Here is a 26433-nt window from a genome sequence, read left to right on the forward strand (position 1 = left end):
CGCCAGCATGGTGGGTCTATTCCAAAGCCAGTGCCTGCCCGGCCAGTGCTGCGGGTTCAGGCCCGCCGGTCGCCCAGTCCAGCAATTCGACCGTGTGCACGAAGGGAATGCCCACGGCACCGGCCAGTTGTGTCATGCAGCCGATATTGCCGCTGGCCGCGACCTGCGCCTTGACCGAGCGGATGTTGCGCAGCTTGCGCTCCTTCAGCGTCGTGGCAATTTCGGGTTGCAGCAGGTTGTATGTTCCCGCCGATCCGCAGCACAGATACCCTTCGGGCACATCCAGCACGGTAAAACCGGCCGCGCGCAGCAGGTCCTTGGGCTGGTTCACGATACGCTGCCCATGCTGCATGGAACATGCGGAATGATAGACAACGCGCAGGTTATGCGGGTTCTTGGGAACATTCAGCCCGATCTCGGCCATGAATTCGCTGATATCACGCGCCATGGCGGAAACCCGGGCCGCCTTTTGCGCCCATTGGCCGTCAAGCCGCAGCGCATGTCCGTAAGCCTTGACGGATGTCCCGCACCCCGAGGTGTTGATGATGATCGCGTCCAGCCCGTCAGGGCCGTCGGCCTCGCGCAGCCAGGCGTCGATATTGGCCTTGACCAGCGGCAGGGCACGGTCCTCGTCCCCCATATGTTCGGCGGGGGCGCCGCAGCAGCCCGAACCCCGCGCCACCACAACCTCCACACCATGGCGCTGCAACAGCCTGATCGTCGCTTCGTTGATCGCGGTATCGAGCACGGTCTGCACGCAGCCGTTCAAGAGCGCGACACGCTTGCGCCGCGTGCCGGCCCCCTGCCCTTCGGCCTTGAAGACCTGCGGCCGGTCGACCGGGCTGGGGTGCGGCAGGGGGCTTGTGGGCACCATGTCCAGCATGGCGCGCAGCGTGCCCGAAAACAGCCCGCGCACGGGCCGTGCGACCTTGCCCGCCGCAAGGGCCGCGCGGAACAGGCCGGGCCGGGGCAAAAGATTGACCAGCAGGCCCCGTATGACGCGTTCGGCCAGCGGGCGGCGATAATGCCGTTCCACATATTCGCGCCCGTGGGCGATGAGTTTCGAATATTCCACGCCTGAAGGGCAGATCGCTTCGCAGGCCAGGCAGGTCAGGCAGCGGTCCAGATGTTCGACGGTCTTGTCATCCGGCGCGCCGCCTTTTTCGTACATGGACTTGATCAGGAAAATACGCCCGCGCGGACTGTCATTTTCCTCATGCCGCACGGCGTAGGTCGGGCAGCGTGACAGGCATACGCCACAATGCACGCAGGTGCCGATAATATCCTTGGCCAGGCTGATATTGGGGTCCGCGTCCTGGGCGGCCTGTGGGATATGGCTAAGCATGCCCCTGCTCCTGCGGCTGAAGGCTCATGCGGCCTGGGTTGAGAATCCCCGCCGGGTCGAAGGCGGCGCGGGTGCGTGCGGCCAGGGCCGCCACACCGGACGAGGTCGGGGGAAACGCGCCGAACCGGGTCAGCACCGCGCAGGGTGCACGCAGCATTGTCGCTTTTGCCCCGATGGACTCTGCCATTTTCCGATAGCGCAGCACATCGACTTCGGGCTGAACGCCCCGCATGGTGGAAAACACCACGCCCCCCGCCCAGTCGATGAAAAACCGGTTGATACAGCCAGCTTCGCGCGCGCGGGCCACAAATTCCGTAACGGCGGTGGCGGGCAGGTTCACACGCCAGACCAGTTCATCCGCCCGGGGGTGCAGGCAGGCCAGTTCGCGAATGTCCGCCCACTGGGCCTGGCTTTCTTCCTGCACCAGCACATGTGCTCCACCGCGTTTTTGCAAAAGCCCTTCGAGCACCTGCCTGTTACCCGCAACACCGGGCTGCGTGCCCTCTACACGGATCACCACTTCGCAGGTTCCGCCATCGTTCATCCGGCGCGCAAGCCCGCCCACGCCTAAAGGAAGGGCCCGAATGGCGCTGAACAGGGCTGTATCCTCGGCCAGGCCTGCCGCCGGCAGAACAAGGGATATTTCGGCCCGGGGCGCGGGCAGCACCTTGATCGTGACCGATGTCAGCGCGGCCAGCGTGCCGTGCGAGCCCGTGACCAGCTTGGCCAGGTCATACCCAGTCACGTTTTTCATGGTGCGGCCGCCCGCCTTGAACACATCGCCCTGGCCGTTCACCCCTTCCACGCCCAGGACAAAATCCCGCACGGCACCGCTCAGGATCCGGCGCGGGCCGGACAGGGCGGTCGCGACAGCCCCACCCAGCGTGCAGCGCCGGGGATCGGTGCCGTAAAGTGCGGCGTATCGTGGTGGCTCGAACGGCAGGTACTGGCCCTTGGCCAGCAGAATGGCCTCCAGCTCGTCCAGCGTGATCCCCGCCCCCGCACGAATGACCAGGTCATCGGGGTCGTAGAAATCGATCTTGTCCAGTCCGCCCAGCGACAGCGTGCCAGCTGCCGTAACCGGGTTGCCCAGCCCCGGGCGCGTGCCGTTGCCCGTAATGGCAAGGCGGCACCCGGCCTGGGCCGCATCCATGATGATATCAGCCACATCCTGCACGGTGGCGGGGCGCTGGATCGTGGTATCCGCTTGGGTTTGTGTCATGTTATCCGTGCCCGCTCAGAACCGTGGAATATCCGCAAAGCGGAGATTCCCTTTATGGACATGCATGCGTCCGAATTCCGCGCAGCGGCAGGTGGTGGGGAATACCTTGCCCGGATTGAGCAGTTCCCCCGGATCGAACGCGCATTTGACCATCTGCTGCTGTTGCAGGTCGATTTCGGAAAACTGATGGGTCATCAGGTCACGTTTTTCCACACCCACCCCGTGTTCGCCGCTCAGCACGCCGCCCGCATCCACACAGGCGATCAGCACATCTGCGCCAAAAGCCTCGGCTTTTTCAAGATCGCCGGGCTTGGCGGCATCGTACATGATAATGGGGTGCAGGTTGCCATCGCCCGCATGGAAGCAGTTGGCGTAGTCCAACCCGTACTGTTCCGACAGTTGCGCCATCTTATTGAGAACTTCGGGCAGCTTGTTGCGCGGAATGGTGCCATCCGTGCAGTAATAATCGGGACACAACTTGCCAATGGCGGAAAAAGCCAGCTTGCGGCTGCTCCATATCCGCTCACGCTCTTCCTGGGTGGTGCTGACTTTGGTTTCAATCGCCCCCTGGCTGCGGGCCACGTCGTTCACCACCTGGACCAGCGCATCCACCTCCACGGCGGTGCCGTCGAGTTCGCACAGCAGAAGGGCCTCGGTCCTGCTGTCGAAACTTTCGCGGATCAGGGCGGCAACAGCATCGAGCACCTTGCGGTCCATGAATTCCAGCCCGGCGGGAATAATGCCCGCGCCGATAATGGCCCCCACGCATTCGCAGGCTTTCTCGACGGAGGGAAAGCTCATGGAAATCACCCGCGCCACTTCGGGCAGGGGTTCAAGCCTGACGGCAATTTCCGTAACCACCGCAAGCAGCCCTTCCGAGCCGGTCAGCACGCCCATGAGGTCAAGCTCACCCTCGGCCCCGCCCAGGAAAGCCCCGCCCAGGCGGATGACCTCGCCCGTGATCAGCACCGCCTCGATCCCCAGGATATGGTTCGCGGTGACACCGTATTTCAGGCAATGCACGCCGCCGGAATTTTCCGCCACATTGCCGCCTATGGTCGAAATCAACTGGCTGGACGGGTCGGGCATGTAGCACAGGCCCAGATGGTGCACCGCCTCGCTGATCTTGATATTGGGCACGCCGGGCTGCACGCGGGCCACGCGGTTTTCGCGGTCGATGGACAGGATTTCGCACAGGCGCGAGGTTACCAGCAGCACGCCATCTTCTAGCGGAAGCGCCCCGCCCGACAGCGACGTGCCCGATCCGCGCGGCACGACCTTGACCGCATTGTCATGGCAGAAGCGCAGCACCTGGCGCAGTTCGTCGGTGCTGCCGGGCAGCACGACCAGAAGCGGCATGGCCATGTAGGCCGTAATGCCGTCACACTGGTAAGGCCGCCGCTCGGCCTCGTCCACGATCACCCATTGGGCGCCGACAATCCGCGTCAGCCCCGCAGCCAGCGTTTCGCGCCGGTTTATGACGGACTGGTCGGGTTGTGGCATCTGCATGGCGTTTTCTCTCTCTTTTGCTATGCAGCCGCGAGCGGTTACACGCCCACAATGTTATAACAAATCGGGTGGCACAGCAAAACACACATCGCTTACAGCGTCACCCGACCCTGTTTCGCGCTATATGTTCCACGTCCCACGCCGCATCCCCACGGCCTGCGCACGACCTTACCCCAAAACCCCCTTAAGGCCGTCCGGCCCGATGGTAGGGATGCCCCGCCACAATAGCCTGAGCACGGTACACCTGTTCAACCAACATGATCCGCACCAACATATGCGGCCACGTCATGGCACCGAGTGACATTGCTGCATCTGCCCTGTCAAGAATCGCCCCATCCAGCCCTTCTGCCCCGCCAATGATGAAACAGGGGGCGCGCCCCGCCGCCATCCAGTCCTGCATGGCATGGGCGAAGGCAACGCTGTCATGGGCCTGCCCATCCTGATCGAGGGCAATGACAAAGCTTTGCGCGGGAATGGCGGCCAGAATGGCCTGGGCCTCGCGCCGCTTGATTTCTTCGGGACTGCCGCGTCCATCCGCCAGTTCCACGATTTCGAGCCGGGGCCGCAACCGCTTGAGATAACGCTCGACCAACGCCAGTTCGGCCTTGTCCTTCATGCGGCCGATGGCAACCAGCCTCATGCCAGGCCCCCGCTGGTGCACAACCCACGACAGCGGGCCCCGCCCTTCAGGGCTGAGGGGAACAGGACCGACAGGCCCCGCCCGCGTGCCTTGCGCGGCCACCGGGCGGCAAAACCCGCCCGACATGCCGGGAAGGACAGGGGGACCGCCCTTATGCCCCCACGCACGAACGGAGGCCCGCGTCGGGGCACGAACCCGGCCAGGGATCCTGGCATAGACGTGGGCACAGACCGGGGCACAGGCACGAACCGCGTGGACACGTTAAAGGCGGGTCACGCTGTCTTCATTGCCTTCGTCCAGTTCGGCACCCCACATTTTTTCCAGCCCGTACAGGCCACGGGCTTCGGGCTTGAACAGATGCACCACGATATCGCCCGTATCGAGCAGCACCCAGTCCGACCCGTTGGCCCCTTCGACCAGCACGCGCTTGATCCCGATCTCGCGCAGCTTGCGTTCGATATGCTGCGCCATGGCCGCGATCTGCCGGTCCGCAAGGCCGGTTGCCACCACCATGCGATCCGCGAAGGAGGCGCGCCCGGTCAGGTCGATCACGACAATATCCTCGGCCTTGTCGTCTTCAAGGCTGGCGGTGATGATGCTCAGGGACTGCTCGATCAGGTCGGGGGCCACGGCTTCGCGCTTGGTGCGGGTTTTCGGGCCAGCGGCGGCGGCCTTCTTGCGGACCGAGCCGGGGGCCGCGGCTGCACCGGCTACGGCGCGCGTGGGGGTGGCCCGGCCGCTGCGGGCGGCGGTGGACGAACGGGGGCGTGCCGGCGTCTCGGCGGGGGGCTTTCTGGCTATGACTGTTCTCCTGTCTTGCGTCGAGTCGTGCGTAAATCGGGGGGCGTGGACTGATCCGCAGGGACACGGAACCCGCCCTGCTGCCGGATCTGAGTCGCAGATATACTGTTTTGCACCCCCGGAAGGAAAGCCCACGCAGGGGGGGAAAGTGATGCAAGCCGCCCGGCCTGCCGCGCGGGCACCCGCCAGCGGGCCATATATTCGCCCGCCGCACCGCGCAGGGCGCGCGCATTCACGCCCGGGCGCGGAAAGACCGCGATCGGCACGCAATGCACCAGCCTGCGCCAGCCTTTCCACAATGACAGCCCGGCAAAGCCGTCCGCCCCGGTCAGCCACACGAACCGGGCACGCGGAAAGCGGTTTTTCAGAATCCTGATCGTGTCCACCGTATAACGCGTTCCGATTCGGGCTTCGATATCCGTTGCCACAACGCGCCTGCCATCCGCCAGTTGCCGCGCCGTGGTCAGGCGCAGCGCAAAAGGCGCCATGTCCTGCCCGACCTTGAGCGGATTGCCCGGCGAGACCATGAGCCACACCTGATCAAGCTGCAGTTCGACCAGGGCGCGATAGGCAATGGCCCGGTGCCAGACATGCCCCGGGTTGAAGGAACCACCCAGCAGGCCGATACGGCAGCAACGGGTGTCCCCCCATTCGGGAATGCGTGTCGCGGCGGTATCCGGCATGGGCTTTTGCATATCCCGCTGCCCGAACTTACGCCCGGATCTGTCCGTTGCCGAGAACCTCGTAACGGAAGGTTGTCAGTTGCTCCACCCCCACGGGGCCACGCGCATGGAAACGCCCCGTGGCAATGCCGATTTCAGCACCAAACCCGAACTCCCCCCCGTCACAGAACTGGGTCGAGGCGTTCCACATGACCACGGCACTGCTGACCCCGTTCATGAAGCGGATGGCCGTTGCCTCATCCGCCGTCACGATCGCCTCGGTATGGGAAGAGCCATAGCGCGCGATATGGTCGAGGGCTTCATCCACATCGTCCACCACGGCCACGTTCAGCACCGCATCGAGCCATTCGGTCGCAAAATCCTTCGGCGTTGCGGCGGGCAGGTCGGGCACGATGCCGACCGCCCGCGCATCGGCCCGGAAGGTGCAGCCGCTTTCGGCCAGGTCGGCCACGATCTGCGGCAGCAGGCCGGGCGCGATCGCCGCATCGATCAGCAATGTCTCGGTCGCGCCGCAGATGCCCACGCGGCGCATCTTGGCGTTCAGCACGATACGGCGGGCCATGGCCGGGTCGGCATCGGCATGGATATAGGTGTGGCAAAGCCCTTCGGCATGGGCCAGGACCGGCACCCGGGCCTCGCGCTGGACACGTTCGACCAGCCCGCGCCCCCCGCGCGGAATGATCAGGTCGATCAGCCCGGCGGCTGCCAGCATGTCCGCCACATGACGGCGGTCGGCGTCGGGGGCGATCTGCACCGTATCTTCGGGCAGGCCCGCAACCCGCAACCCGGCCTGTATGGCAGCGTGGATGGCGCGCGTGCTGTGCACACTTTCAGACCCGCCGCGCAGCAGCACCGCATTGCCGGACTTGATGCACAGCCCAGCCGCATCCGCCCCGACATTGGGGCGGCTTTCATAGATCACGCCGATCACGCCCACCGGCGTTGCCACGCGGCGGATATGCAGGCCGTTGGGGCGGCTCCATTCATCCAGCACCTGGCCCACCGGGTCGGGCAGGTCGGCAATAGCCTCCAGCCCCCGGGCCATGGCTTCCACCCGCTCGGCATCGAGTGTCAGGCGGTCGCGGAAGGCCTCGCTCCCCGTATAGGCGGCGAGATCGCGCGCATTGGCCGCCAGAATATCCGCGCTGGCCGTGCGCAGCGCGCTGGCCGCGGCCCATAGCGCCTTGTCGCGTTCGGAGGATGAGCTTTGCGCCAGTGTCCGGGCAGCCTTGCGGGCCCGGCCCGCCAGCACGGCCATGGGGCTTTCGCCCGCAGTCTCGCCCGTTGCGCCGTCCGCCGCCGGAGCCCCGGCTGGTGCGCCCTGCCCTGCATGTGCCCCCTGCATGGAGCCGGCTTGCGCCCGGCCCTGTGCCAAAGCGGACGTATCCTGGGCCAGCACAGGCTGCGGACTGCCTCCCTCCGTAATCATGACGGTGTTTCCTGTCTCCGTGTTCGGTAACGGGGCTGGCGCAACCATGCGACCCCTGATGGAGGGCGAGGGGATCAGACGTTGAAGCGGAACAGCAGGATATCACCATCCTGCACGACGTAATCCCGCCCCTCGACCCGCAGGCGACCGGCATCCTTTGCGCCGGCTTCCCCTTCATAGCGGACATAATCGTCGAACGCGATGGTTTCGCAGGCAATGAAGCCGCGCTCAAAGTCATTGTGAATGACGGCCGCCGCCTGCGGGGCCTTGGTGCCGTCGGTAATCGTCCAGGCGCGGGCTTCCTTCGGGCCTACCGTAAAGTAGGTGCGCAGGCCCAGCAGGCCGTAGCCCGCGGCAATCACGCGGTCCAGCCCGCTGTCGCTCAGGCCCAGCCCTTCAAGGAATTCGCGCCGTTCATCGTCTTCAAGCTGGCTGACCTCGGCCTCGATCGCGGCCGACACGATCACCACCGCGGCCCCCTCGGCCGCCGCGCGGGCCTGCACCCGGGCAGAGAACGCGTTGCCCGTGGCCGCCGAATCCTCCTCCACATTGCAGACATACAGGACCGGCTTGCTGGTCATCAGTTGCAGGCGGCGGACCGTTTCCTCCTCCCCCTTGGGGATGGCGGTGCGCGCGGGGCGGCCTTCGCGCAGGGCCTCCATCAGCGGTGCGATGACCGCAAGCTGGGCCGTGGCTTCCGCATCGCGGTTGCGCGCGCGCTTTTCCAGGTTCGGCACCCGCTTTTCCAGCGAGTCGAGATCGGCCAGCATCAGCTCGGTCTCGATGATTTCCGCATCGCGCACCGGATCCACGCCGCCTTCGACATGGGTGATGTCGTCATCCTCGAAGCAGCGCAGCACGTGGATGATGGCGTCCACCTCGCGGATATTGGCCAGGAACTGGTTGCCCAGCCCTTCCCCGCGCGAAGCACCGCGCACCAGCCCCGCGATATCGACAAATTCCAGGCTGGTCGGCACCTTGCGCTGCGACTTGCCAATTTCCACCAGCTTGTCCAGCCGCGGATCGGGCACCGCAACGCGGCCCACATTGGGCTCGATCGTGCAGAACGGATAATTGGCCGCCTGGGCGGTGGCTGTCGCCGTCAGCGCGTTGAACAGGGTGGACTTGCCCACATTGGGCAGGCCCACGATACCGCAATTGAAACCCATCAGCCCTTGCTCCCTTCCGGCAGTGCCACCCGTGTCATGAACTGGTCCGCATGCCCCTGCGCCAGCAGCGGGGCGGCATCGGCCATGCGGTCAAGCAGCGGGTCCAGCCATTCCTGCTGGTCTGTTTGTGTGAAATTGCCCAGCACCCAGCCATGCACCCGATCCCTGGCGCCGGGGTGGCCGATACCTATGCGCACGCGCCAGTATTCGGGCGTACCCAGCATCCTGTCGGCCGAACGCAGGCCGTTATGCCCCGCAGCCCCCCCGCCACGTTTGACACGCAGGCGGCCGGGAGCCAGGTCGAGTTCGTCATGAAAGAGGGTGATCGCCTCGGGCGCGATCTTGTAGAAGGCGGCTGCCTCCTGCACGCTCTCGCCCGAGCGGTTCATATAGGTCATCGGCAGCAGGGCGAGCACCTTCTGGCCACCTATGCGGCCTTCGGCAACCTCGCCCCTGAAACGGCTGCGCCAGGGCGAAAACCCGTATCGCGCGGCAATGGCCTCCAGCGCCATGAACCCGACATTATGCCGGTTCCGGCGCATGGAGGACTCGGGGTTGCCCAGCCCGACCCAGAGCAGCATCGCGTCTATCCGCCTAACATTCCCAAAAGAGCAGGGGGCATGTGCCCTTGGCACACGCCCCCGTGCTCCTTACCCGTGTGATCGCGCCAGGATCAGGAAGCGGCTGCTTCCGTTTCTTCAGCGACACCGCCGCTGGGGGCGGCAATGCTGGCGATCACGAAGTTCGGCTCGTGGGAGATGGGGGTCGCACCCGCCGTGCCCTGCACGTCATCCCAGCGCACGTTGTCGTTGATGTCGAGCGTGCTCAGGTCAACCGTGAAGTATTCGGGAATGTGCTCGCCATCCACGTCCACGTCGACCGTGTGCCGCACGACGTTCAGCACGCCGCCGCGCTTGATGCCGGGGGACTTTTCTTCACCCACGAAATGCACGGCCACTTCCACATGCACGCGTGCACCCGCGGCCAGGCGCAGGAAGTCGATATGGACGGGCGAATCCTTCACGGGGTGAAGCTGCACGTCACGCACCAGGGCGCGTTCGGTCTTGCCGCCCACCTTGATTTCATACACGCGCGAACGCCAGCCCGAGGTCTGCAGGCCTTTCACGACAATGCGCGGATCAAGCGCGATAAGTGTGGGTTCCTGCTTGCCGCCGTAGACAACGCCCGGCACCAGGCCCGCACGCCGAGTTGCCCGCGCTGCCCCCTTACCAGCCTTCGCGCGCACTTCAGCTTCGATCGATGTAATCTTGGACACGTCAAACTCTCCTAAAACTTGAACACGCAGGGCCTCCAGGGGTGCCCGTGCGGTGGCTGCGCCATACAGGAAAAGCCCTGCCAAAGCAAGTTTTGCCGCCCCCCGGCATGGGCCGATAGCGCCATGCAGCCTTGACATAACCGCCTCACCCCTGCTTCCTCCGGCACTACAGGTCTTAAAACAGGTAACAGCCCCAAGCCGGGCCAGAGTTCAGGACGAAACCATGCACCCTTACCGTTCCCATAGCTGTTCGGCCCTTCGCGCGAGCGATGCCGGCACAACCGCGCGCCTGTCTGGCTGGGTGCACAGCAAGCGGGACCATGGCGGGCTGCTGTTCATCGACCTGCGGGACGAAACCGGCATAACCCAGATTGTCATCCCCGCGGGCTCCCCCGTCATGGAAACGGCCGAGCATGTCCGGGCCGAAAGCGTCATTACCGTGACGGGCGAGGTTGTCCTGCGTGACGAGATGACCCGCAACCCCGAACTGGCGACAGGGGATATCGAACTGCGCGCACGCGAATTCGTGGTGCAGTCCGCCGCCGCCGTGCTGCCGTTGCAGGTGGCGGGGCATGAGCATTATTCCGATGAAGTGCGGCTGCGCTACCGTTATATCGACCTGCGGCGCGACAAGGTGCACCGCAATATCCGCCTGCGCTCCGCCGTGATCGCCAGCCTGCGCCGTCGCATGACGGATCTGGACTTCATCGAATTGCAGACCCCGATCCTGACTGCGTCTTCCCCCGAAGGGGCGCGCGACTTCCTGGTGCCTGCGCGCATGCACCCCGGCAAGTTCTACGCCCTGCCCCAGGCCCCCCAGCAGTTCAAACAGCTTGCCATGGTGGCCGGGTTCGACCGCTATTTCCAGATTGCACCGTGTTTCCGCGATGAAGCCTCCCGCGCCGATCGTTCGCCGGGGGAATTCTACCAGCTCGATTTCGAGATGGCCTTCGCCACGCAGGACGAGATTTTCGCGGTGCTGGAAGATGTCATGTCCGGCCTGTTCACCGAATTCGGCAAGGGCCGCACGGTCAGCGCCACACCGTTCGAGCGTATTCCCTACGCACGCGCGATGAAGGAATTTGGCTCCGACAAGCCCGACCTGCGCAACCCGCTGCGCATTACCGACGTGACGGAAGCCTTCGCGGGATCGGGCTTCGGCCTGTTCGCCCGCATTGCCGCCGATGGCGGGGAAATCCGCGCCATTCCCGCACCCCTGGCCGGGGACAAGCCGCGCTCCTTCTTCGACAAGCTCAATAGCTGGGCGCGTGAGAACGGTGGCGGCGGCCTGGGCTACATCACCTTCTCGGCCGAGGGTGGGCAGGGCCCGATCGCCAAGAACCTCGAAGCCGAGCGGGTGGAGGCCATTCGCGCCAAGCTGGGGCTGCAGGCGGGGGATGCCGTGTTCTTTGCCGCGGGCAAGGGGCTTGAGGTCGCCAAGTTCTCGGGCCTGGTGCGCACACGCATTGCCGAAGAACTGGACCTGATCGAGCGCGACGCCTTCCGCTTCTGCTGGGTGACCGATTTCCCGATGTATGAACTGAACGAGGAAACCGGGCTGGTCGATTTCTCGCACAACCCGTTCTCCATGCCCCAGGGCGGGCTGGAGGCACTGAACACCAAGGACCCGCTGGATATCCTGGCCTATCAGTACGACATCGTGTGCAATGGGATCGAACTGTCATCGGGTGCGGTGCGTAACCACCTGCCCGAAGTGATGATCCGGGCGTTCGAGATCGCGGGCTACCCTGAATCGGAAGTTGAAGCCCGCTTTGGCGGCATGCTCAACGCCTTCCGCTATGGCGCGCCGCCGCATGGCGGGTCCGCCCCCGGTGTTGACCGCATGGTGATGCTGCTGGCCGATGAGCCCAATATCCGCGAGGTGATCCTGTTCCCGCTCAACCAGCAGGGCGAAGACCTGATGATGGGTGCCCCCGCCCCGGTGCCGCCCGAACGGCTGAAGGAGCTTTCGCTCGCCATCAACCTGCCCAAGCCCAAACCGGCGGTCAAAAAAGACTGATCCGGGGCATTTAAGCGTCTCTGACACATCCGGCCGGTTGCATGACCGCGCCGGATGCTTTTTGCTAGGGGCATGATCTCCCGCTCTGCCCTGGCGTTTCTCCTTCTTTGTGCGTTTCCTGTCGTCCTGATGCGCCACCCTGTAGCGCGCGCGCGGTCCCTGCCCCTTTCTGCCCCCCCAAAGTCAGGTCAAACGGCCCCCGCGGGCGTGCATCTGGTGTCGCAACATGCGGTGTATGATCTCGGGCTGGTGGAATCCGCAGGGCGGCAGACGCTCTCGGCCACCGGCAGCATGAGCTACGTGATCCAGCAGACCTGCACGGGCTGGACCACACGCCAGCGGCTGGATATTGAAAGTGTTACAAAAGCCCACGGGCCGGAGCGTATGGTGGCCGAATACACGGCCCAGGAAAGCGCCGATGGCCGCCATCTGATGTTCGTGACCCAGGAAACACATGACGGCGTCCTGGCACAGACCGTCAGCGGGCAGGCCAGCCTGAACCCCGACGGGTCGGGGCGTGTGACCTATGACCGCCCCGTGGCCAAGAGCCTTGGCCTGCCGGCCAGAACCCTGTTCCCCATTGCCCATATGCGCGCGCTGATTACCGCAGCCCAGGGCGGACAGACGGAACTGGCCACCCCGCTTTTTGACGGCACATTGCCCGATGGGCCGGAAGATACCTACGCCACCCTGCTGGGCTGGGCCGTGCCACCCCCGGGCGATGCGATGCCCGCACTGGCCAGTCTTGCGGCGACACGGGCCCATATCGCCTTTTTCGAACGCGCGACCCAGACCATGACCCCGACTTACGAGATCGGCATGCGCTATTTCGCCAATGGCGTGTCCGACCGGCTGGATATGGATTTTGGCGACTACCGCATGAAGGGCACGCTGAAAACGCTCACGCTGTCCGAACCCGCCTGCCCTGCCCGCCCCAGCGCAAAAACACCCGGTGCCCCACGCCGTACCACGCCGTGAACGCGCCCTGAGCCACAAGTCCATGCTCGAGGCTTCAGGCCATGGACCGATGAGCGGATAACACGCAAGACAGGCGCAAGAAGCCATGCAGCACTACAGGACGTGTTCGCCAAGTGGCCAGGGCGGCCCCTTGCGAGGGTGACAGCCACCCCGTAACCCGCGCATTCTGCTACGGTCCGTTTACCGCCAGCCTGGCTATTGGCCGCAGAAGGAGGATGACATGCCTGTTTCGCGTATCCTGTCCGTTTTTGCCTTGGCCGCCGGGGCACTGTCCACCGGGGCATTGGGCCTTGCGGCCCTTCCCGCGCACGCACAGCCCGCCCCGGCCCTGCAAACGATCTATTCTTCCAACCGGATCATGAACGCCGTCACGGCCAGCAAGGACGGGCGCATTTTCATGTCCTTTCCCTATTGGGGCGGGGGCGGGCAAGGGCCCACGGTGGGCGAACGCCTGGCCGATGACAGCCTGCGCCCCTTCCCCGATCAGGCATGGAACGACTGGGCGCATTCGCATGACGCGCTGCGCAGCTTCGTGCGGGTCAACGCCATTCGCATGGGGCCGGACGGCTTGCTGTGGGTGGTGGATTCGGGCGAGGCTAATGTTGGCGGCAAGCCCAATCCGCCCGACGGCGCGCCCCCCAAGCTGATCGCCTTCGATCTGGCGACCGGCAAGGCCGTGCACCTGATCGTGCTGCGCCAGGGCATAACGCCCTACAGCTATGTGGACGACCTGCGTTTTCATGGCGACACGCTGATCCTGACCGATGCGGGTGACCCCGCCCTGATCGTGGTGGATATGAAGACCGGCCAGCAACGTCGTGTCCTGTCCCACAAGCCCTGCACGACCGATGAGCGGCCCATGCGGGCGGAAGGCCAGATAATGATGACAGGCGGGAAGGAAGTGCGCATTCACGCCGACCAGCTTGAAATCTCGCCCGATGGCAAGACCCTGTATTTCCAGCCAAGCTCCGGCCCGATGTTCAAGGTCGCCACCGCCGACCTGGAAAATACATCCCTGAATGATGCGCAGCTCAACGCCCGGGTGCACCCGTTCTACGACACGCCGACAACAGGCGGCACCGCCATGGACGGAGACGGCAACCTGTATGTCTCTGACGTGGACCATCTGCGGATCGTCAAGATCACGCCCGAAGGAAAAGGCTCGACCTTCATTGCCGATCCGCGCCTTGTCTGGGCGGATGCGATGTGGATTACCGATACGGGCGCGCTGTGGATTCCCGCCATCCAGCTCAACCGCACGGCCACCTTCCAGCGTGACGGCGTATCGCGCGTGAAACTGCCCGTCAGCATCTACGCGGTGAACGCACATCTTAAAACACCCCCACGCAACTAGGCAGGGGCGTTCATTCGGAAAAACCGTGTGCCCTAATGCGCCCGTGCGGATGGGCTGGCGGCATTTACGGGTGCGTCGGGTTGGTCCTGCCGGTCGCGGCGGCGTCTGTCGCCAGGGCCGCGCCGGGCCCAGGGCACCGGCAGGTAGCCACGGGGCTGATAGCCCGAAATCAGCAGGGTCCAGCCCATGGCAAAGACCGATACAAGGGCGGAGCCACCCAGCATTTCCGCGTTCAGGGATGTGTCGGGCAGCAGATGCGTGGGATCGAACCCGGTCAGGGTTGCCGCCGTGGCCGTATTGGCGGGGGATGTATTCGCCCCCGCATGGGTGGCCGGCAGGGTGTCCAGCCCCTCATCCGTGTCCAGAAAGGCCAGCCCGTCGCGCAACGCCGGATGTGTGTGCCCCGAGAAGGCCGCGCGTCCTGTTCCGGCCTGGGCACCCAGCAGGGCGCTCAACACCGCGCGCGTTTCGGCAGGACTTTGCCCCCTGCCCGCCTGCCGCGTCTCATGCGAGGCAAGGCCACCTTGCGCGGGTGTTCCATGGGCCTGGCCACCCAGACGAAAAGCCTGGAACAGCCCGTCATCCGGGTTTTCCAGCACCGATTCCAGCATTTGCAGGGAAAGCGACAAAAGTGCTCCCGGTCCCAGCTCCGACACGTTGGCCCCGGCATTCTGTGACTGATCGGGCCCCGTTGCGGCCTGCATGGCGTCCTGTTCGATCTGGGCCATTGCGGGAACAAGATCATCCACCGGCATGTCATAGGCACTGGCCCATGCCTGAATGGCCGACATATGCGCAGGCCCCGCCTCTGCCCGCGACAGCAACGCAGACCGGGCAGCCTGCTGCGTAAGCGGGGAAGGCTGGGTTTCTGCCCCCGATTGAGCGGCCTGGAATGCCTCCGCCTCCGCCAGTTGCACGGCCGCACGCAGGGCCTGCTCTATCGAGACCGGCTGGCCCGGGGTAGGCAGCAGCATGGCACCATCCCCCGCGGCCAGGAGATCGGCCGATGAACTGACATCGAAGGCGGGGGTGGTTTCGGTCGGATCGGGGGGGAGGCTCGCCGCCGACTGCTCACCCACTTGGCCTGCCCCCTCTTTCATGACGGAAGCCGTATTGGCATCCGCACCGGACTGCTCCGCCGTGGCGGGCGCGGGCGTGTTGGCAGGCCGGGCCATGGGGGTCCAACCTATATCCCCCCCGCCCATGACAGCGTCGGGGTTGACGACAGGGCGCATCCAGCGTTCCAGCGCCTTGAGAACATCCGTAACAGTGGTGCTGTTACTGGTATTCCCGATAACGTTCCCGCTGGTATTCCCGGCGGACACCATGGCCGGGTCATAGGCCGCGCCGGACCCGGCCTGCAACGCCTCCAGCGCCGAGCCCAGCAAAGGGTTTTCGGCTTCGTCCGACTGGCTGAGCGCCTCCAGCGCCTGGGGTGAAAGTTCGATCCGGTCAGCGGGAGAAAGTGCGGCCCCGGAAGTGTCGGCCTGGGCCGCCTGATCGTCATCCGCAAGCTTGTACAGGGCTTCGGCCAGCCGGGCCGGGCCGTCGGACCATGCAGAACCTACCGGCTGCGATGTTGTCATGGTCCGGTTCTCCGGTCTGTTCAAAACAGTCCCTGCCAGCGCAGAAACGCCCCGACCAGGGAACACCGAAAACCGTTACAAAGTCATTAACAAACTGCACCGCCCACACAGCCGCCGGCACGGCCCTTCGGCGTTAGGCCCCGGGGTTTTTACAGGGTTCGGGTCCGGGACTTTCCACCCGCCGTGCGATGGCAGCATACGGGGATGTTTTTCCCCCAAGGTAATCCGGGGGGTCAGCAATTCGCGCTGGCGGCCAGGGCATTCAGCGTGCCGAACGTCCCTGGCCGCTTTTGCAGCGTTATTGCGGCTGGCCGCCACCCGGCCGACCACCCGGCTGGCCACCACGCAGCACATCGGCCAGCGCCTGCAACTGTGCATCGTTGTTCTTGAGCAGGGTGGCGTTGCCGGCATCGGGCACCAGGGTGGAACTGCCCGCCTGGTTGGGGGGCACGTTCATCAGGCTGGCGGTCAGGCCCACGCAGGTCAGGCTCATGACAAATTCACGCGCGGTAAAGCCATTGGCTTTGAGAATACCGTCCAGCCCCTTGACCTGTTCGACCAGGCCGATCTGCTGGTCAAGCGACATGCCGAACTGCGAAGGGGGCTGGATACCCGCCGCCTGGATCGCCTTCAGCGCCGATGTCAGGCGCGGCAGCACGTCGGGGGCAAGCTTGTAATGCAGCGCGGTGTTCGCATCACGCTGCATGGTGGCCTGCTGTTCGGGCGTCAGGGCGGGGGGCTGCCCGTTCGCCCCGGCCGGGGCCACGGTCTGGGCCGAAGCCACGGCCAGAAGGGAGACAGCACCCAAAACGCCCAAAGCGCCATTACGGAAAAAAGACATCTTGCTCGACCTCATCATGCTGTATCCCATTTATACGTCATTCGCCCATTCGCCCTGGCGCATCAGGGGCGTTCTGGTCCCTGCCGCGTCAATCGCGTCGACATCCACCGCGCCAGAGCCGATCATCCAGTCTATATGGATCATGCTGCTATTGGCACCACGCGCGGCAAGGGCTGCTTCGTCCTGGCCCTGCGTATCGCGCATGCATTTGGTATAGGCCTGCCCCAGGGCAATATGGCTCGCGGCATTTTCATCGAACAGGGTGTTCTGGAACAGGATACCGCTGCGTGAAATAGGGGAGGAATGCGGCACAAGTGCGACCTCTCCCAACCGGCGCGCGCCTTCATCCGTGTCCAGCACGCGGGCCAGCACATCCTGCCCGCGATCGGCATGGACATCCACGATCCGCCCGGCTTCGAAACGTACGCGAATGCCATCGATCAGCGTGCCCTGGTAGGAAAGCGGCTTGGTGCTGGCCACAACGCCTTCGACCTTAAGGCGGTGCGGTGTGGTGAACACCTCCTCCGTGGGCATGTTGGGGTTGCACAGAACGCCGTTGCCAGCCTGTTCGGCACCACCCGCCCATTCATGCCCGTCGGCCAGGCCCACGGTCATATCCGTGCCGGGGCCTGAAAAATGCAGTGCCGCGTAACGCGCGGTATTGAGGAACGCGGCCCTGCGGTGCAGGACGGCGTTATGGGCGGCCCAGTCCGCCACCGGGTCGGCCCCGGTCAGGCGGGAGACCGAGAAAATGGCCTGCCAGAGTTTTTCCACTGCCTCATCCCGCGGCAGGTCGGGGAAGACCTGGGCCGCCCAGGCGGGCGTGGCCGCGGCCACGATGCACCAGTTCACGTCGAAATTGGTGATGATCTCCATCGCCGGGCGGTTGACGGCGGAGGCCGCACGGCTGGCGCGCGAGACATGGTCGGGGTTCTGCCCGGCCAACAGCGTGGGGTTGCCCCCCGTAATGGCCATGCGCGCGGCCCCGCTGCGAAAGCCTTCTGCCATGCCCTTGGCCAGCCAGCCCGCGGCAGTGTCGAACGTGTTTTCATGCCCGTACTGGTATCGGGCCAGGGTGGTTTCATCATCGGCATAGAAGGTCGTCACCAGCGACGCACCGGCGCGGTAGGCATGCTGCGTGATCTTGCGCACCAGGGGCACGGCATCCAGCGGTGCCGTCAGGATCACCTGCTGGCCGGGGGCCACGTTCAGGCCGGTCCGCACGCCGACTTCGGCCAGGCGGTCCAGCATGGACGCAAATTCGGCCGATGCCAGGTAGCCGCCCGGATTGTGCGTATTCTCTCCTGTCACGATGTCGTCTTTCCTCCCGCGTTGCAGCACCCGTCCTGCGGGTGCCGACACTATGTCCCGTTCCGTCCTATCGGATACCGAAGTGCCCCATCAGTCAACATGCGCCGCCGCGCGCGGGTTCCGTCACGCATTACCCGTCACGTTTCGGCCGGGGCCGGACAGGGCAGGAGCTGCGGCGTGAGATCGGCGGGCAGGTAGAGCGGATGGCACGGCCGCCCCGACTTGCCGACCCGCAGGGCATAAAGGGCAATGCCATGGGCCTGGAGCATGCGCACGACCTCCGGCCCACGCGCGCGCAACTGCTTGTGATGGGGGGAACCGTACGCCACGATCACCTTGTCGGCCTCGCGCGCCATGGCCAGCAGGGCGGCATCGTTCCCCGGGCCCACGGGGTCGGCGACTTCCAGCAGGCGTAGCTGGTCCGTACAGCGATAGGCAAAGGTATTGCCCACGAACATGCCGCCATATCCCCACGTCCGTGCATAGCGCTGGCATTTGGCGACGGTGCGGTCATCCCCCAGTTCGGTGGCGACGGAAGGGTTCATCATCAGCCACATCACCAGCGGCTTTGTGGGGTCCCATACCCGCTTGAGCGTATAACGATAGCACTCGCCCGGCCCGTCATAGGTCGCCTGGCTGACAACGTCATCAGACAGTTTCAGCGGGCGGGACGATCCCACATGGTGCTGCTGACCTGCGAACAAATCCTTCATGATGCTCCTGCGCGAATAACCCGACCTGTCTGCTGTTTAGGCCAGGCCGGGCCTGCGCACAAAGGGCGACGTGACGGTTTTATGCCGTCACGCGCCAGTTCAGGCGGGCATTCAGCAGGGTCAGGACCAGCACCCCCAGGGCACCCCCGCCCACGGTCAGCATCAGGGCGGGGGCAAGGCCTACACCCAGCCAGCCCGCGATCTGTGTTTGCAGCAGGGCGTTGCTGGCCGCCAGCAGGTTGCCGCACTGATAGGCAAGGCCCGGAAAAGTCGCGCGGACGGATGCGGGCGAAAGTTCGCTCAAATAAGCGGGCACCACACCCCACGCACCCTGGATGCAGAACTGGATGCACGCAGCCCCCACCCCCAGCAGAACAGGAGACGACGGCAGGGTCCACAAGGGCAGCAGCGGCAGCGTGGCCAGGGCGGCCACGGCAATGGCGTATTGCCGCCCGATCTTTTGCGACAGCATGCCGAAAACCAGCCCGCCCGCCATGGCCGCGATGTTGTAGATCACCACCATGGTGGTGATGGACGGGGGCGATATGTGCCGCTCAAGCGCCAGAAAGACCTTGGGATACAGGTCCTGCGAGCCGTGGCTCATGAAATTGAAGCCGGTCATGAGGGCCACCGCAAAAATGCACAGGGCCGTATTGTTGCGCACGACCGCCAGCATGCCCGGCTGTTGTGCGCCTGCCCGCATGCCGGTCGCACCCTGGGCGTGGCGGGCCAGCCAGTCGGGGCTTTCGGGCACCCGCAGCGCGATATACAGCGCCGACACCACGGAACACCCGCCCAGAATAAACAGCCCGCGCCAGCCCATGACCGGCAGCAGCAGGAACATGAGCGAAGCCAGCAGATACCCCGCAGGGTACCCCGCCTGCAAAATGCCCGAGGCCGTTCCCCGCCATGTAGGGGGCACGCTTTCCATGATCAGCGACGTGCCAACCCCCCACACCCCGCCCAGGGCGATGCCGAAGACCGCACGCAGGCCCAGGAAAATGCCCAGGGTGGGCGACAGGGCCGAAAGGACCTCGATCAGGGAATAGATGCCGATCGTCGCCATCAGAACCGGCTTGCGCCCGTATTTGTCCGCCGCCCTGCCGCACAGGAACGCGCCGACAGGCCGGGTGATGAGCGTGAGCGTAGGGGCCAGCAGGACCGCCTCAAGCGAGACGCCAAAACTATGGGCCACATTATCGAGGGTGAACAGCACAATGAAAAAATCACAGGCGTCCAGCATCCAGCTTAAGAACGACGCCGCCACCACATGGCGGGCTGTTGCGCGATCAACCGATTGAGGAGCCACAGCAGCCACTCGCTTCACTCCTTGTCCTGCACGCTGGCGTCAATCGGCCAGGGTCGCCCTTTGTGGCACGGTACAATACCCTTCGCCATGCCGTGTCATTCACGAATACGCCATTCCCGACCCAATGCCCCACCGCGCACAAAGGGATTATTAATATTTATACAGTATTTGCATGGCATGACCGCATGAGAGCGGAATTTCCGTAATAGAACAACACTATAATAAATAATTTAGAGATTTTTCGACCCGTCCCATCATACCGTTCCCGATCTATTTTCCGATCTGTTTTAAAGGCGTGCCTCATGGTTCGCGGTTTGCCCGCATTATCCGCCCTTGCAGCCCTGGTGGTTTTACCCTCATCCGGGCCCGCCCTGCCCTCCGCCAGTCAGGGGGCAGTCCCGGCAAGGCCTGTGCGCCCTGCTGTTTCCGTCGTGCGGCTTACCAGCCCGCTGCATGCTGCGGGACCGTGGCAGATCTACCCCGCACCCACCCCGCCTTCCCCTGCCCGCCGCCCTTTATTCCCCGCCAGCCCACGCCACGGATAAGCCCCCGCACAAGCGCTGTCAGCCCCGATTTTTTATGCCTGATACGGGTCCGGGGGCTGCGCTTTTTTCGTGATATTTGCCGCCCATATCGTCTATGATCCCATAATGCAGGACCCGCCCGCTCCTTCCCCGGCCAGTATGCCCACGCCAAAACGGGATACCGTTCTGGACGGGTTGCGCGGGGTTGCGGCACTGGTCGTGACCTTTTCGCATTTTGTCTGCGCCTTTCTGCCCGCCTGGCTGCCTATTTATGCCGCCAACCCGTCCTGGATCGCGGATACGCCGTTTGCGCTGTTGTTCAATGGTTCCTTCCCGGTTGCGATATTTTTTGTGCTCTCGGGCTTCGTCATCGCGCTGACATCTTCCAAGCTTGCATACCCCATGCTGCTGAACTGCGGGATACGCTATTTCCGGCTGGCACTTCCGGCCTGCGCCAGTACCATCTATGCCTGGATTTTACTGAAACTTTTTGCATCAGAACTTGAATCGGCCCGCGCGATCATTGGCAGCCCGTGGCTTGCCGCCAGCTATGGCCTGGACCTTCCCCCCTTCATGACAGCGGTCAGAGACGGTCTGGTCGATGTGTTTCATACGGGCGATTCCGCTTTCAACAATGTCCTGTGGACCATGAAAAAGGAATTCCTGGGTTCGTGCATGATCTATGCGCTGTATTCCCGCCCCGCTTTCAGATACCGGCTGTATTGTCTCGTCCTGGGCCTGATCGCCACACTGTGCGTACAGCGCTTTTCCTACACGGCATTTTTCGCCGGCGCACTGATTTACGAAACCCGGATGCGCGGCAACCATTCGCAATACGTCCATGCCTGTCTATTTTTGTTTTCCCTGCTTCTGGGCATGTTTACGACGCCTTTCCTTGAACACCACCCGGCACTGTCGATTTTGAACCATGTGCCCACCCTGGTCGCGGGGGACGATACCATGTCCGTGTGGGTGACGCTGGGGGCGATCGCCCTTGTCTATGCCGCGCGCCATCTGCATTTTGTCCGCAAACTTCTCATGGCGCGGCCCGCGCAATTCCTGGGCAGGATCTCCTTCGGCCTGTACCTGACGCATGTGCCGCTATTGTATACGCTGTTCGCGGGCATGGCTGTTTCCACCTTCCTGCCCTGGTCCGCCCGGCTGGTGGTCCTGTTCCTTGTCTATGTTCCCGTGATTCTGACAATGGGCTATATTTTCACGCGCGTTGTCGATGAACCGTCTCTGGGTGCGCTGCACCGCCTGCGCAAATGGATCTGGCCTGCTCGCTGGCTTCCCCACCAGAGCAGCCCGGCCACCCCACCCGCAGAATGAAACCCTCACTAATATAGAGAAGTTTTCGGGTGTCTCCTTTTTAAAAAGGTGATGTTCTCTGAAGCTTTTTGAAAAAATCTTCACCAAAAACTTTTATCAGTTTTTATCAATGCGTTGTTTTGGAACAGCCTCTTGCCGGGAATACCGCCAGGCCTGTGCCACACAACAAAAATCTCCAGGCCGCGAGAGCCGCGACCTGGAGATGCAAAAACGTCAGTAACCAGCCTGTCAAAATCGGATTTTGACGCTATCAGGCACGGGCACGGGCGGGTTCGCCCCCGGCAAATGCCATTGCCCCCCAGACCCGGTTGCACACCGCACCCACGACCGATGGATCGGTCAGGGCCGAGAGGTCGCCCAGGTTTTCCGTCTCCCCCGATGCGATCTTGCGCAGCAGGCGGCGGACGATCTTGCCAGAGCGGGTGCGCGGCAGGTCGGGCACCAGATAGACAGCCTCCGGGGCGGCATAGCGGCCCAGGCGCTGGGTGATCAGCCGTGCAACGCCCTCTTCGGTCAGTTCCGTCGCGCTATCCTTGCGCGGCATGATGAAGACGACCAGCCCTTCCCCCTTGACCGGATGGGGCACGCCAACCGCCGCACTTTCCAGAATACGGTGGTCTTCGCCCAGCACGTCCTCGACCTCCGCCGTGCCCAGCCTGTGCCCGGCGATGTTGATGACATCGTCCATGCGACCGGTAATCCAGTAATAGCCATCCGCATCGCGCCGGGCCCCGTCGCCCGTGAAATAGAGCCCCGGCACCTTGGTGAAATAGGTCTGGCAGAACCGCGCATGATCGCCCCAGATCGTGCGGGCCTGTCCCGGCCAGGACCGGGCAATGCACAGGCTGCCCTCGGCCACGCCCTGCACAACGCGCCCGCGCGTGTCGGTTATCGCCATCTCGATCCCGGGCAGCGGCCTGCTGGCCGAACCGGGCTTGAGCGACTGCACACCGGGAATGGGCCCCAGGACGATGCCGCCCGTTTCCGTCTGCCACCATGTATCGGCCACCGGGCAGCGCTTCTTGCCCACGACGTCATGGTACCACAGCCAGGCATCGGGGCTGATGGGTTCACCCGCAATGCCCAGAAGCCGCAGGGAGCTGAGGTCATGGCGGTTCACCACGTCATCCCCATCCGCCATCATGGCGCGTACCGCCGTGGGGGAGGAAAACAGCATGGTCACCTTGTATTCGTCCACCAGGTCCCACCACCGCCCCGGATGCGGATAAGCGGGCAGGCTGTCGGAGATCATGGTCGTGCCGCCATTGGCGAGCGGGCCATACACCACGGAACTATGCCCCGTGATCCAGGCGACATCGGCCGTGCACCACAGCACGTCACCCGGGCGCTGGGCGTAGACCATGTCCATCGTGTAGGACGCCCACACGATATAGCCGCCGCAGGCATGCACGATCGCCTTGGGCTTGCCGGTGCTGCCCGATGTGTACAGCATGAACAGCGGGTCTTCAGCCTTCATGATGACGGGCACGAAATCCACTTCGAAACTGTCGACAAAATCATGATAGTCGTGGTCCCGCCCCGGCAGCATCGGCACCGCATCGTCGGACGTGCGCACCACCAGCACGGAATGCACCGCACTATCGGCCCCCGCCTTGTAAAGGGCGGTATCCATCATTTCCTTGAACGGAATGATTTTCGCACCCCGATAGGCAACGCTGGCGGTAATGACCGCAACAGACCCGCTATCGACCAGGCGTTCAGCAATGCCGTCGGCTGAAAAGCCACCGAACAGCACCACATGCACCGCCCCGATCCGCGCACAGGCCAGCATGGCCACCACCGCTTCGGACACCATGGGCAGGTTGATGGCCACGCGCTGGCCTTTTTCCACGCCCAGATGGGTCAGCGCATTGGCCAGGCGGCACACGCGTTCATGCAGCATGGCGTAGGTCAGCTTTTCGGCCGGGCCATGCCCTTCGCGGTGCGCGATCAGGGCGACCTGGTCCGCCTTGTCGGTCAGGTAGCGATCCAGGCAGCAGACGGACACGTTCAAAAGCCCGTCCTCGAACCATTTGATGGACACATCCCCTTCAAAACTGCCTTCGAACCCGCGCGTGGGCTTTTTGTGCCAATGCACGCGTTCGGCCTGCTCCAGCCAGAAACCGTCCTGGTCCTTGCGGGCCTGCCTGGTCATGGCGTCAAGGCTCGCACGGGTCATGGTGGTGGGGTAGCCCTTGTAGTGGCCGGGCTGGATGACTGTATGGTCTGACATATTTCCGTTTCCCTGTTTTTTTATTGTTATGGGGGACAGAAAGGTAAAACTAAGCGGCGTCGCGATCGGTGTGGCCGATATGGGGCAGCACTGTCGCAACAATTCCCGCATCGAGCGCTTCGTAGTCATAATAGCGCAAGGTGCGGTACAGTTCCTCGCGCGTCTGCATCTGCTCCAGCATCTCACGCGTGCCGCCGGTGCGCGCTATGGTCTTGTAAAGCTCGTCCTGCGCCTTGTTGGCCACGCGCAGCGAACTGACCGGCCAGATGACCATGGCGTATCCCAGTTCCTCGAACTCGCGGGCGGTCAGGTATGGCGTGCGGCCGAATTCCGTCATGTTCGCAAGCAGGGGCACGTCAGGCAGCCTGCGCACGAATTCCCTGAACATTTCTTCAGAAATCAGGGCTTCGGGGAAAATGGCGTCCGCCCCGGCCTCGTAATACAGGCGCGCGCGGGCCACCGCCCCGTCCAGCCCTTCGGACCCGGCTGCGTCGGTCCGGGCGATAATGATCATATCGCGCCGGGCCTTGGCGGCGGCGGCCACCTTCTGGGCCATGTCCTGCGGCGAGACCAGTTTCTTGTCGTTCAGGTGGCCGCATTTCTTGGGCAGGACCTGATCTTCGATATGCACGGCAGCGGCACCCGCATCTTCGAACGCGCGCACCATGTTCATGACGTTCAGGGTCTCGCCGTAGCCGGTATCGCCATCGACCAGAAGTGGCAGGCCGGACGCGCGCACGATCTGGCGAATGAAGAAACACACTTCATCGACCGTGATAATGCCCAGATCCGGCAGGCCCATGCTTGCCGTCATGGCAGCACCGGACAGGTACAGGGCTTCGAACCCGTTATCCTTGGCCTGAAGGGCCGCCTGCCCGTTATGTGCGCCGGGCATGCGCAGGATGCCGCGGCGCGCCATCATGTCCCGAAACCGTTTGCCAGCGGATGTCGCGGGCAGGTCCCGCCCTACCAGATATGTCATGCTGCGTTCTCCAGTCCGTCCCGCTCGCGCAGGGAAACAAAGGGCCGGGCGTCCGGCCCGGTGTAATTGGCCGAAGGGCGGATGATCTTTCCGTCCTTGCGCTGTTCCATGACATGCGCGCACCAGCCCGTGACGCGTGCGATGACAAAGACAGGCGTGAACATGGCCGTAGGAATGCTCATGGCGCTGTAGGAGACAGCACTGAACCAATCCAGGTTCGGAAACATCTTCTTCTGCTCGGCCATGATCTGCTCGATCCGTTCCGCGACGTTATACAGGCGCATGGCCCCGTTGCGGCGCGACAGATTGCGCGCCACATCCTTGATAATGTCGCTGCGCGGATCGGCTATGGTATAGACCGGGTGCCCGAACCCGATGATGACTTCCTTTTCCGCAAGGCGGCGGCGGATATCGGCTTCGGCCTCATCGGGCGTGCGGTAGCGCTGCTGGATATCGAGTGCGACCTCGTTCGCCCCGCCATGCTTGGGCCCGCGCAACGCGCCAATGGCCGCAGTGACGGCGGAATACATGTCCGAACCCGTGCCCGCCACCACGCGCGAGGTAAAGGTGGAGGCATTGAATTCATGCTCGGCATACAGGATGAGCGAGGTGTGCATGGCCTGCACCCAGTCCTCGGGCGGTGTGGTGCCGTGCAGCAGGCGCAGGAAATGCCCGCCCGTGCTGTCATCATCCGTATGGGTGTCGATCCGCCGGCCATGGGTGGCGTAATGGTACCAATACAGCAGCATGGACCCGGCGGAAGCCACCAGCCTGTCCGCAATTTCGCACGCGCCCGCGCTCGGGCAGTCGCTGCGTTCGGGCAGGGCGCAGCCCAGGACGGATACGGCAGTGCGCAGCACGTCCATCGGGTGGGTGGCGCAAGGCAGGCGTTCAAGTGTTGCGCGCACGATATCGGGGATATCGCGCAGGCTTGCCAGGTGGCGCTTGTAGCCTTCCAGTTCCGCACTGTTGGGCAGGTAGCCGTGAATGAGCAGGTGCGCGACCTCCTCAAACGTGCAGGAGCGCGCCAGATCCCTGATATCGTAGCCCCGGTAATGCAGGTCATCCCCGCTATGCCCGACCGTGCTCAGCGCCGTATTGCCTGCAACCGTTCCTGAAAGTGCGACAGATTTTTTTGGTTTTCTGTACAGTTCGGTTGTCATTGTTCTTCTCCTT

General features: G+C 64.0%; 22 protein-coding genes. 4 read left to right on the plus strand and 18 right to left on the minus strand.

Annotated elements, in window-relative coordinates:
- Positions 1-16: 16 nt before the first annotated feature.
- The 10 genes from glcF to J2D77_RS15455 all read right to left on the minus strand — a co-directional run bounded on the left by glcF (position 17) and on the right by J2D77_RS15455 (position 10074).
- Positions 17-1345 (minus strand): glycolate oxidase subunit GlcF, encoded by a 1329-nt coding sequence (gene glcF / locus J2D77_RS15410; RefSeq protein ID WP_207847304.1) that lies wholly within the window; start codon positions 1343-1345, stop codon positions 17-19.
- A complete protein-coding gene (locus J2D77_RS15415; protein ID WP_207847306.1) occupies positions 1338-2567 on the minus strand; it encodes an FAD-binding protein in 1230 nt (409 codons plus the stop codon). Before J2D77_RS15415 ends, glcF begins: the two co-directional genes overlap by 8 nt.
- A 15-nt stretch (positions 2568-2582) precedes the next feature.
- Entirely contained in the window at positions 2583-4076 is a 1494-nt protein-coding gene (locus J2D77_RS15420; RefSeq protein WP_207847307.1) for an FAD-linked oxidase C-terminal domain-containing protein, read from the minus strand.
- 184 nt (positions 4077-4260) lie between these two features.
- Positions 4261-4716, minus strand: a complete 456-nt coding sequence (locus J2D77_RS15425; RefSeq protein WP_207847308.1) for a 23S rRNA (pseudouridine(1915)-N(3))-methyltransferase RlmH — start codon at positions 4714-4716, stop codon at positions 4261-4263.
- A 261-nt stretch (positions 4717-4977) separates the two neighbouring features.
- The gene (rsfS, locus tag J2D77_RS15430; protein ID WP_207847378.1) at positions 4978-5517 is read right to left on the minus strand and encodes a ribosome silencing factor; all 540 of its coding nucleotides are present in this window, start codon (positions 5515-5517) and stop codon (positions 4978-4980) included.
- The gene (locus J2D77_RS15435; protein ID WP_230975869.1) at positions 5514-6200 is read right to left on the minus strand and encodes a nicotinate-nucleotide adenylyltransferase; all 687 of its coding nucleotides are present in this window, start codon (positions 6198-6200) and stop codon (positions 5514-5516) included. Before J2D77_RS15435 ends, rsfS begins: the two co-directional genes overlap by 4 nt.
- A 28-nt stretch (positions 6201-6228) precedes the next feature.
- Complete coding sequence (locus tag J2D77_RS15440; protein WP_230975876.1) at positions 6229-7458, minus strand: glutamate-5-semialdehyde dehydrogenase; 1230 nt, start codon at positions 7456-7458, stop codon at positions 6229-6231.
- 245 nt (positions 7459-7703) lie between these two features.
- Entirely contained in the window at positions 7704-8798 is a 1095-nt protein-coding gene (ychF, locus tag J2D77_RS15445; protein WP_207847310.1) for a redox-regulated ATPase YchF, read from the minus strand.
- Positions 8798-9379 (minus strand): aminoacyl-tRNA hydrolase, encoded by a 582-nt coding sequence (pth, locus tag J2D77_RS15450; RefSeq protein WP_207847311.1) that lies wholly within the window; start codon positions 9377-9379, stop codon positions 8798-8800. The genes ychF and pth overlap by 1 nt, the downstream gene beginning before the upstream one ends.
- A gap of 92 nt (positions 9380-9471) precedes the next feature.
- The gene (locus J2D77_RS15455; protein ID WP_207847312.1) at positions 9472-10074 is read right to left on the minus strand and encodes a 50S ribosomal protein L25/general stress protein Ctc; all 603 of its coding nucleotides are present in this window, start codon (positions 10072-10074) and stop codon (positions 9472-9474) included.
- Positions 10075-10297: 223 nt separating this feature from the next.
- Between J2D77_RS15455 and aspS the strand changes: the two genes are divergently transcribed.
- The 3 genes from aspS to J2D77_RS15470 all read left to right on the plus strand — a co-directional run bounded on the left by aspS (position 10298) and on the right by J2D77_RS15470 (position 14426).
- Positions 10298-12094, plus strand: a complete 1797-nt coding sequence (gene aspS, locus J2D77_RS15460) for an aspartate--tRNA ligase (protein WP_207847313.1) — start codon at positions 10298-10300, stop codon at positions 12092-12094.
- Between the two features lie 129 nt (positions 12095-12223).
- Positions 12224-13072 (plus strand): EipB family protein, encoded by an 849-nt coding sequence (locus J2D77_RS15465; protein ID WP_230975870.1) that lies wholly within the window; start codon positions 12224-12226, stop codon positions 13070-13072.
- Positions 13073-13292: 220 nt separating this feature from the next.
- On the plus strand, positions 13293-14426 hold the full coding sequence (locus tag J2D77_RS15470) for an L-dopachrome tautomerase-related protein (protein WP_207847317.1): 1134 nt from the start codon (positions 13293-13295) through the stop codon (positions 14424-14426).
- A gap of 32 nt (positions 14427-14458) precedes the next feature.
- Here J2D77_RS15470 and J2D77_RS15475 read toward each other — a convergent pair whose 3' ends face one another.
- The 5 genes from J2D77_RS15475 to J2D77_RS15495 all read right to left on the minus strand — a co-directional run bounded on the left by J2D77_RS15475 (position 14459) and on the right by J2D77_RS15495 (position 20195).
- Positions 14459-16012: a hypothetical protein gene (locus J2D77_RS15475; protein WP_207847319.1), complete on the minus strand. Its 1554-nt coding sequence runs from the start codon at positions 16010-16012 to the stop codon at positions 14459-14461.
- A gap of 298 nt (positions 16013-16310) precedes the next feature.
- Positions 16311-16853: a hypothetical protein gene (locus J2D77_RS15480; RefSeq protein WP_230975871.1), complete on the minus strand. Its 543-nt coding sequence runs from the start codon at positions 16851-16853 to the stop codon at positions 16311-16313.
- 30 nt (positions 16854-16883) lie between these two features.
- Positions 16884-18104 carry an aminopeptidase gene (locus J2D77_RS15485; RefSeq protein WP_207847384.1) on the minus strand — a complete coding sequence of 407 codons (1221 nt, stop codon included), beginning with the start codon at positions 18102-18104 and terminating at the stop codon, positions 16884-16886.
- A 197-nt stretch (positions 18105-18301) separates the two neighbouring features.
- A complete protein-coding gene (locus tag J2D77_RS15490) occupies positions 18302-18877 on the minus strand; it encodes a DUF1643 domain-containing protein (RefSeq protein ID WP_207847320.1) in 576 nt (191 codons plus the stop codon).
- 79 nt (positions 18878-18956) lie between these two features.
- A complete protein-coding gene (locus J2D77_RS15495; RefSeq protein ID WP_331000129.1) occupies positions 18957-20195 on the minus strand; it encodes an MFS transporter in 1239 nt (412 codons plus the stop codon).
- A 641-nt stretch (positions 20196-20836) separates the two neighbouring features.
- On the opposite strand from J2D77_RS15495, the gene J2D77_RS15500 reads away from it, so the two are divergent.
- Complete coding sequence (locus J2D77_RS15500; RefSeq protein WP_207847321.1) at positions 20837-22042, plus strand: acyltransferase family protein; 1206 nt, start codon at positions 20837-20839, stop codon at positions 22040-22042.
- A gap of 250 nt (positions 22043-22292) precedes the next feature.
- Here J2D77_RS15500 and acs read toward each other — a convergent pair whose 3' ends face one another.
- Genes acs through prpC form a run of 3 tightly spaced genes read right to left on the minus strand, consistent with a single transcriptional unit; the run spans position 22293 to position 26420 of the window.
- Positions 22293-24275 (minus strand): acetate--CoA ligase, encoded by a 1983-nt coding sequence (gene acs / locus J2D77_RS15505; RefSeq protein ID WP_207847322.1) that lies wholly within the window; start codon positions 24273-24275, stop codon positions 22293-22295.
- Between the two features lie 49 nt (positions 24276-24324).
- Positions 24325-25257 (minus strand): methylisocitrate lyase, encoded by a 933-nt coding sequence (gene prpB / locus J2D77_RS15510; RefSeq protein ID WP_207847323.1) that lies wholly within the window; start codon positions 25255-25257, stop codon positions 24325-24327.
- Positions 25254-26420: a bifunctional 2-methylcitrate synthase/citrate synthase gene (prpC, locus tag J2D77_RS15515; protein ID WP_207847324.1), complete on the minus strand. Its 1167-nt coding sequence runs from the start codon at positions 26418-26420 to the stop codon at positions 25254-25256. The genes prpB and prpC overlap by 4 nt, the downstream gene beginning before the upstream one ends.
- Positions 26421-26433 lie beyond the last annotated feature (13 nt).

The organism is Acetobacter garciniae (assembly GCF_017377735.1).
Classification (GTDB): domain Bacteria; phylum Pseudomonadota; class Alphaproteobacteria; order Acetobacterales; family Acetobacteraceae; genus Acetobacter; species Acetobacter garciniae.

Coding starts and splice junctions, on each gene's coding strand:
- glcF (WP_207847304.1), bottom strand. CDS start 1,345: ATGCTTAGCCATATCCCACAGGCCGCCCAGGACGCGGACCCCAATATC.
- J2D77_RS15415 (WP_207847306.1), bottom strand. CDS start 2,567: ATGACACAAACCCAAGCGGATACCACGATCCAGCGCCCCGCCACCGTG.
- J2D77_RS15420 (WP_207847307.1), bottom strand. CDS start 4,076: ATGCAGATGCCACAACCCGACCAGTCCGTCATAAACCGGCGCGAAACG.
- J2D77_RS15425 (WP_207847308.1), bottom strand. CDS start 4,716: ATGAGGCTGGTTGCCATCGGCCGCATGAAGGACAAGGCCGAACTGGCG.
- J2D77_RS15435 (WP_230975869.1), bottom strand. CDS start 6,200: ATGCCGGATACCGCCGCGACACGCATTCCCGAATGGGGGGACACCCGT.
- J2D77_RS15440 (WP_230975876.1), bottom strand. CDS start 7,458: ATGGCCGTGCTGGCGGGCCGGGCCCGCAAGGCTGCCCGGACACTGGCG.
- ychF (WP_207847310.1), bottom strand. CDS start 8,798: ATGGGTTTCAATTGCGGTATCGTGGGCCTGCCCAATGTGGGCAAGTCC.
- pth (WP_207847311.1), bottom strand. CDS start 9,379: ATGCTGCTCTGGGTCGGGCTGGGCAACCCCGAGTCCTCCATGCGCCGG.
- aspS (WP_207847313.1), top strand. CDS start 10,298: ATGCACCCTTACCGTTCCCATAGCTGTTCGGCCCTTCGCGCGAGCGAT.
- J2D77_RS15465 (WP_230975870.1), top strand. CDS start 12,224: ATGCGCCACCCTGTAGCGCGCGCGCGGTCCCTGCCCCTTTCTGCCCCC.
- J2D77_RS15470 (WP_207847317.1), top strand. CDS start 13,293: ATGCCTGTTTCGCGTATCCTGTCCGTTTTTGCCTTGGCCGCCGGGGCA.
- J2D77_RS15475 (WP_207847319.1), bottom strand. CDS start 16,012: ATGACAACATCGCAGCCGGTAGGTTCTGCATGGTCCGACGGCCCGGCC.
- J2D77_RS15480 (WP_230975871.1), bottom strand. CDS start 16,853: ATGTCTTTTTTCCGTAATGGCGCTTTGGGCGTTTTGGGTGCTGTCTCC.
- J2D77_RS15485 (WP_207847384.1), bottom strand. CDS start 18,104: ATGCTGGACCGCCTGGCCGAAGTCGGCGTGCGGACCGGCCTGAACGTG.
- J2D77_RS15490 (WP_207847320.1), bottom strand. CDS start 18,877: ATGAAGGATTTGTTCGCAGGTCAGCAGCACCATGTGGGATCGTCCCGC.
- J2D77_RS15500 (WP_207847321.1), top strand. CDS start 20,837: ATGCAGGACCCGCCCGCTCCTTCCCCGGCCAGTATGCCCACGCCAAAA.
- acs (WP_207847322.1), bottom strand. CDS start 24,275: ATGTCAGACCATACAGTCATCCAGCCCGGCCACTACAAGGGCTACCCC.
- prpB (WP_207847323.1), bottom strand. CDS start 25,257: ATGACATATCTGGTAGGGCGGGACCTGCCCGCGACATCCGCTGGCAAA.
- prpC (WP_207847324.1), bottom strand. CDS start 26,420: ATGACAACCGAACTGTACAGAAAACCAAAAAAATCTGTCGCACTTTCA.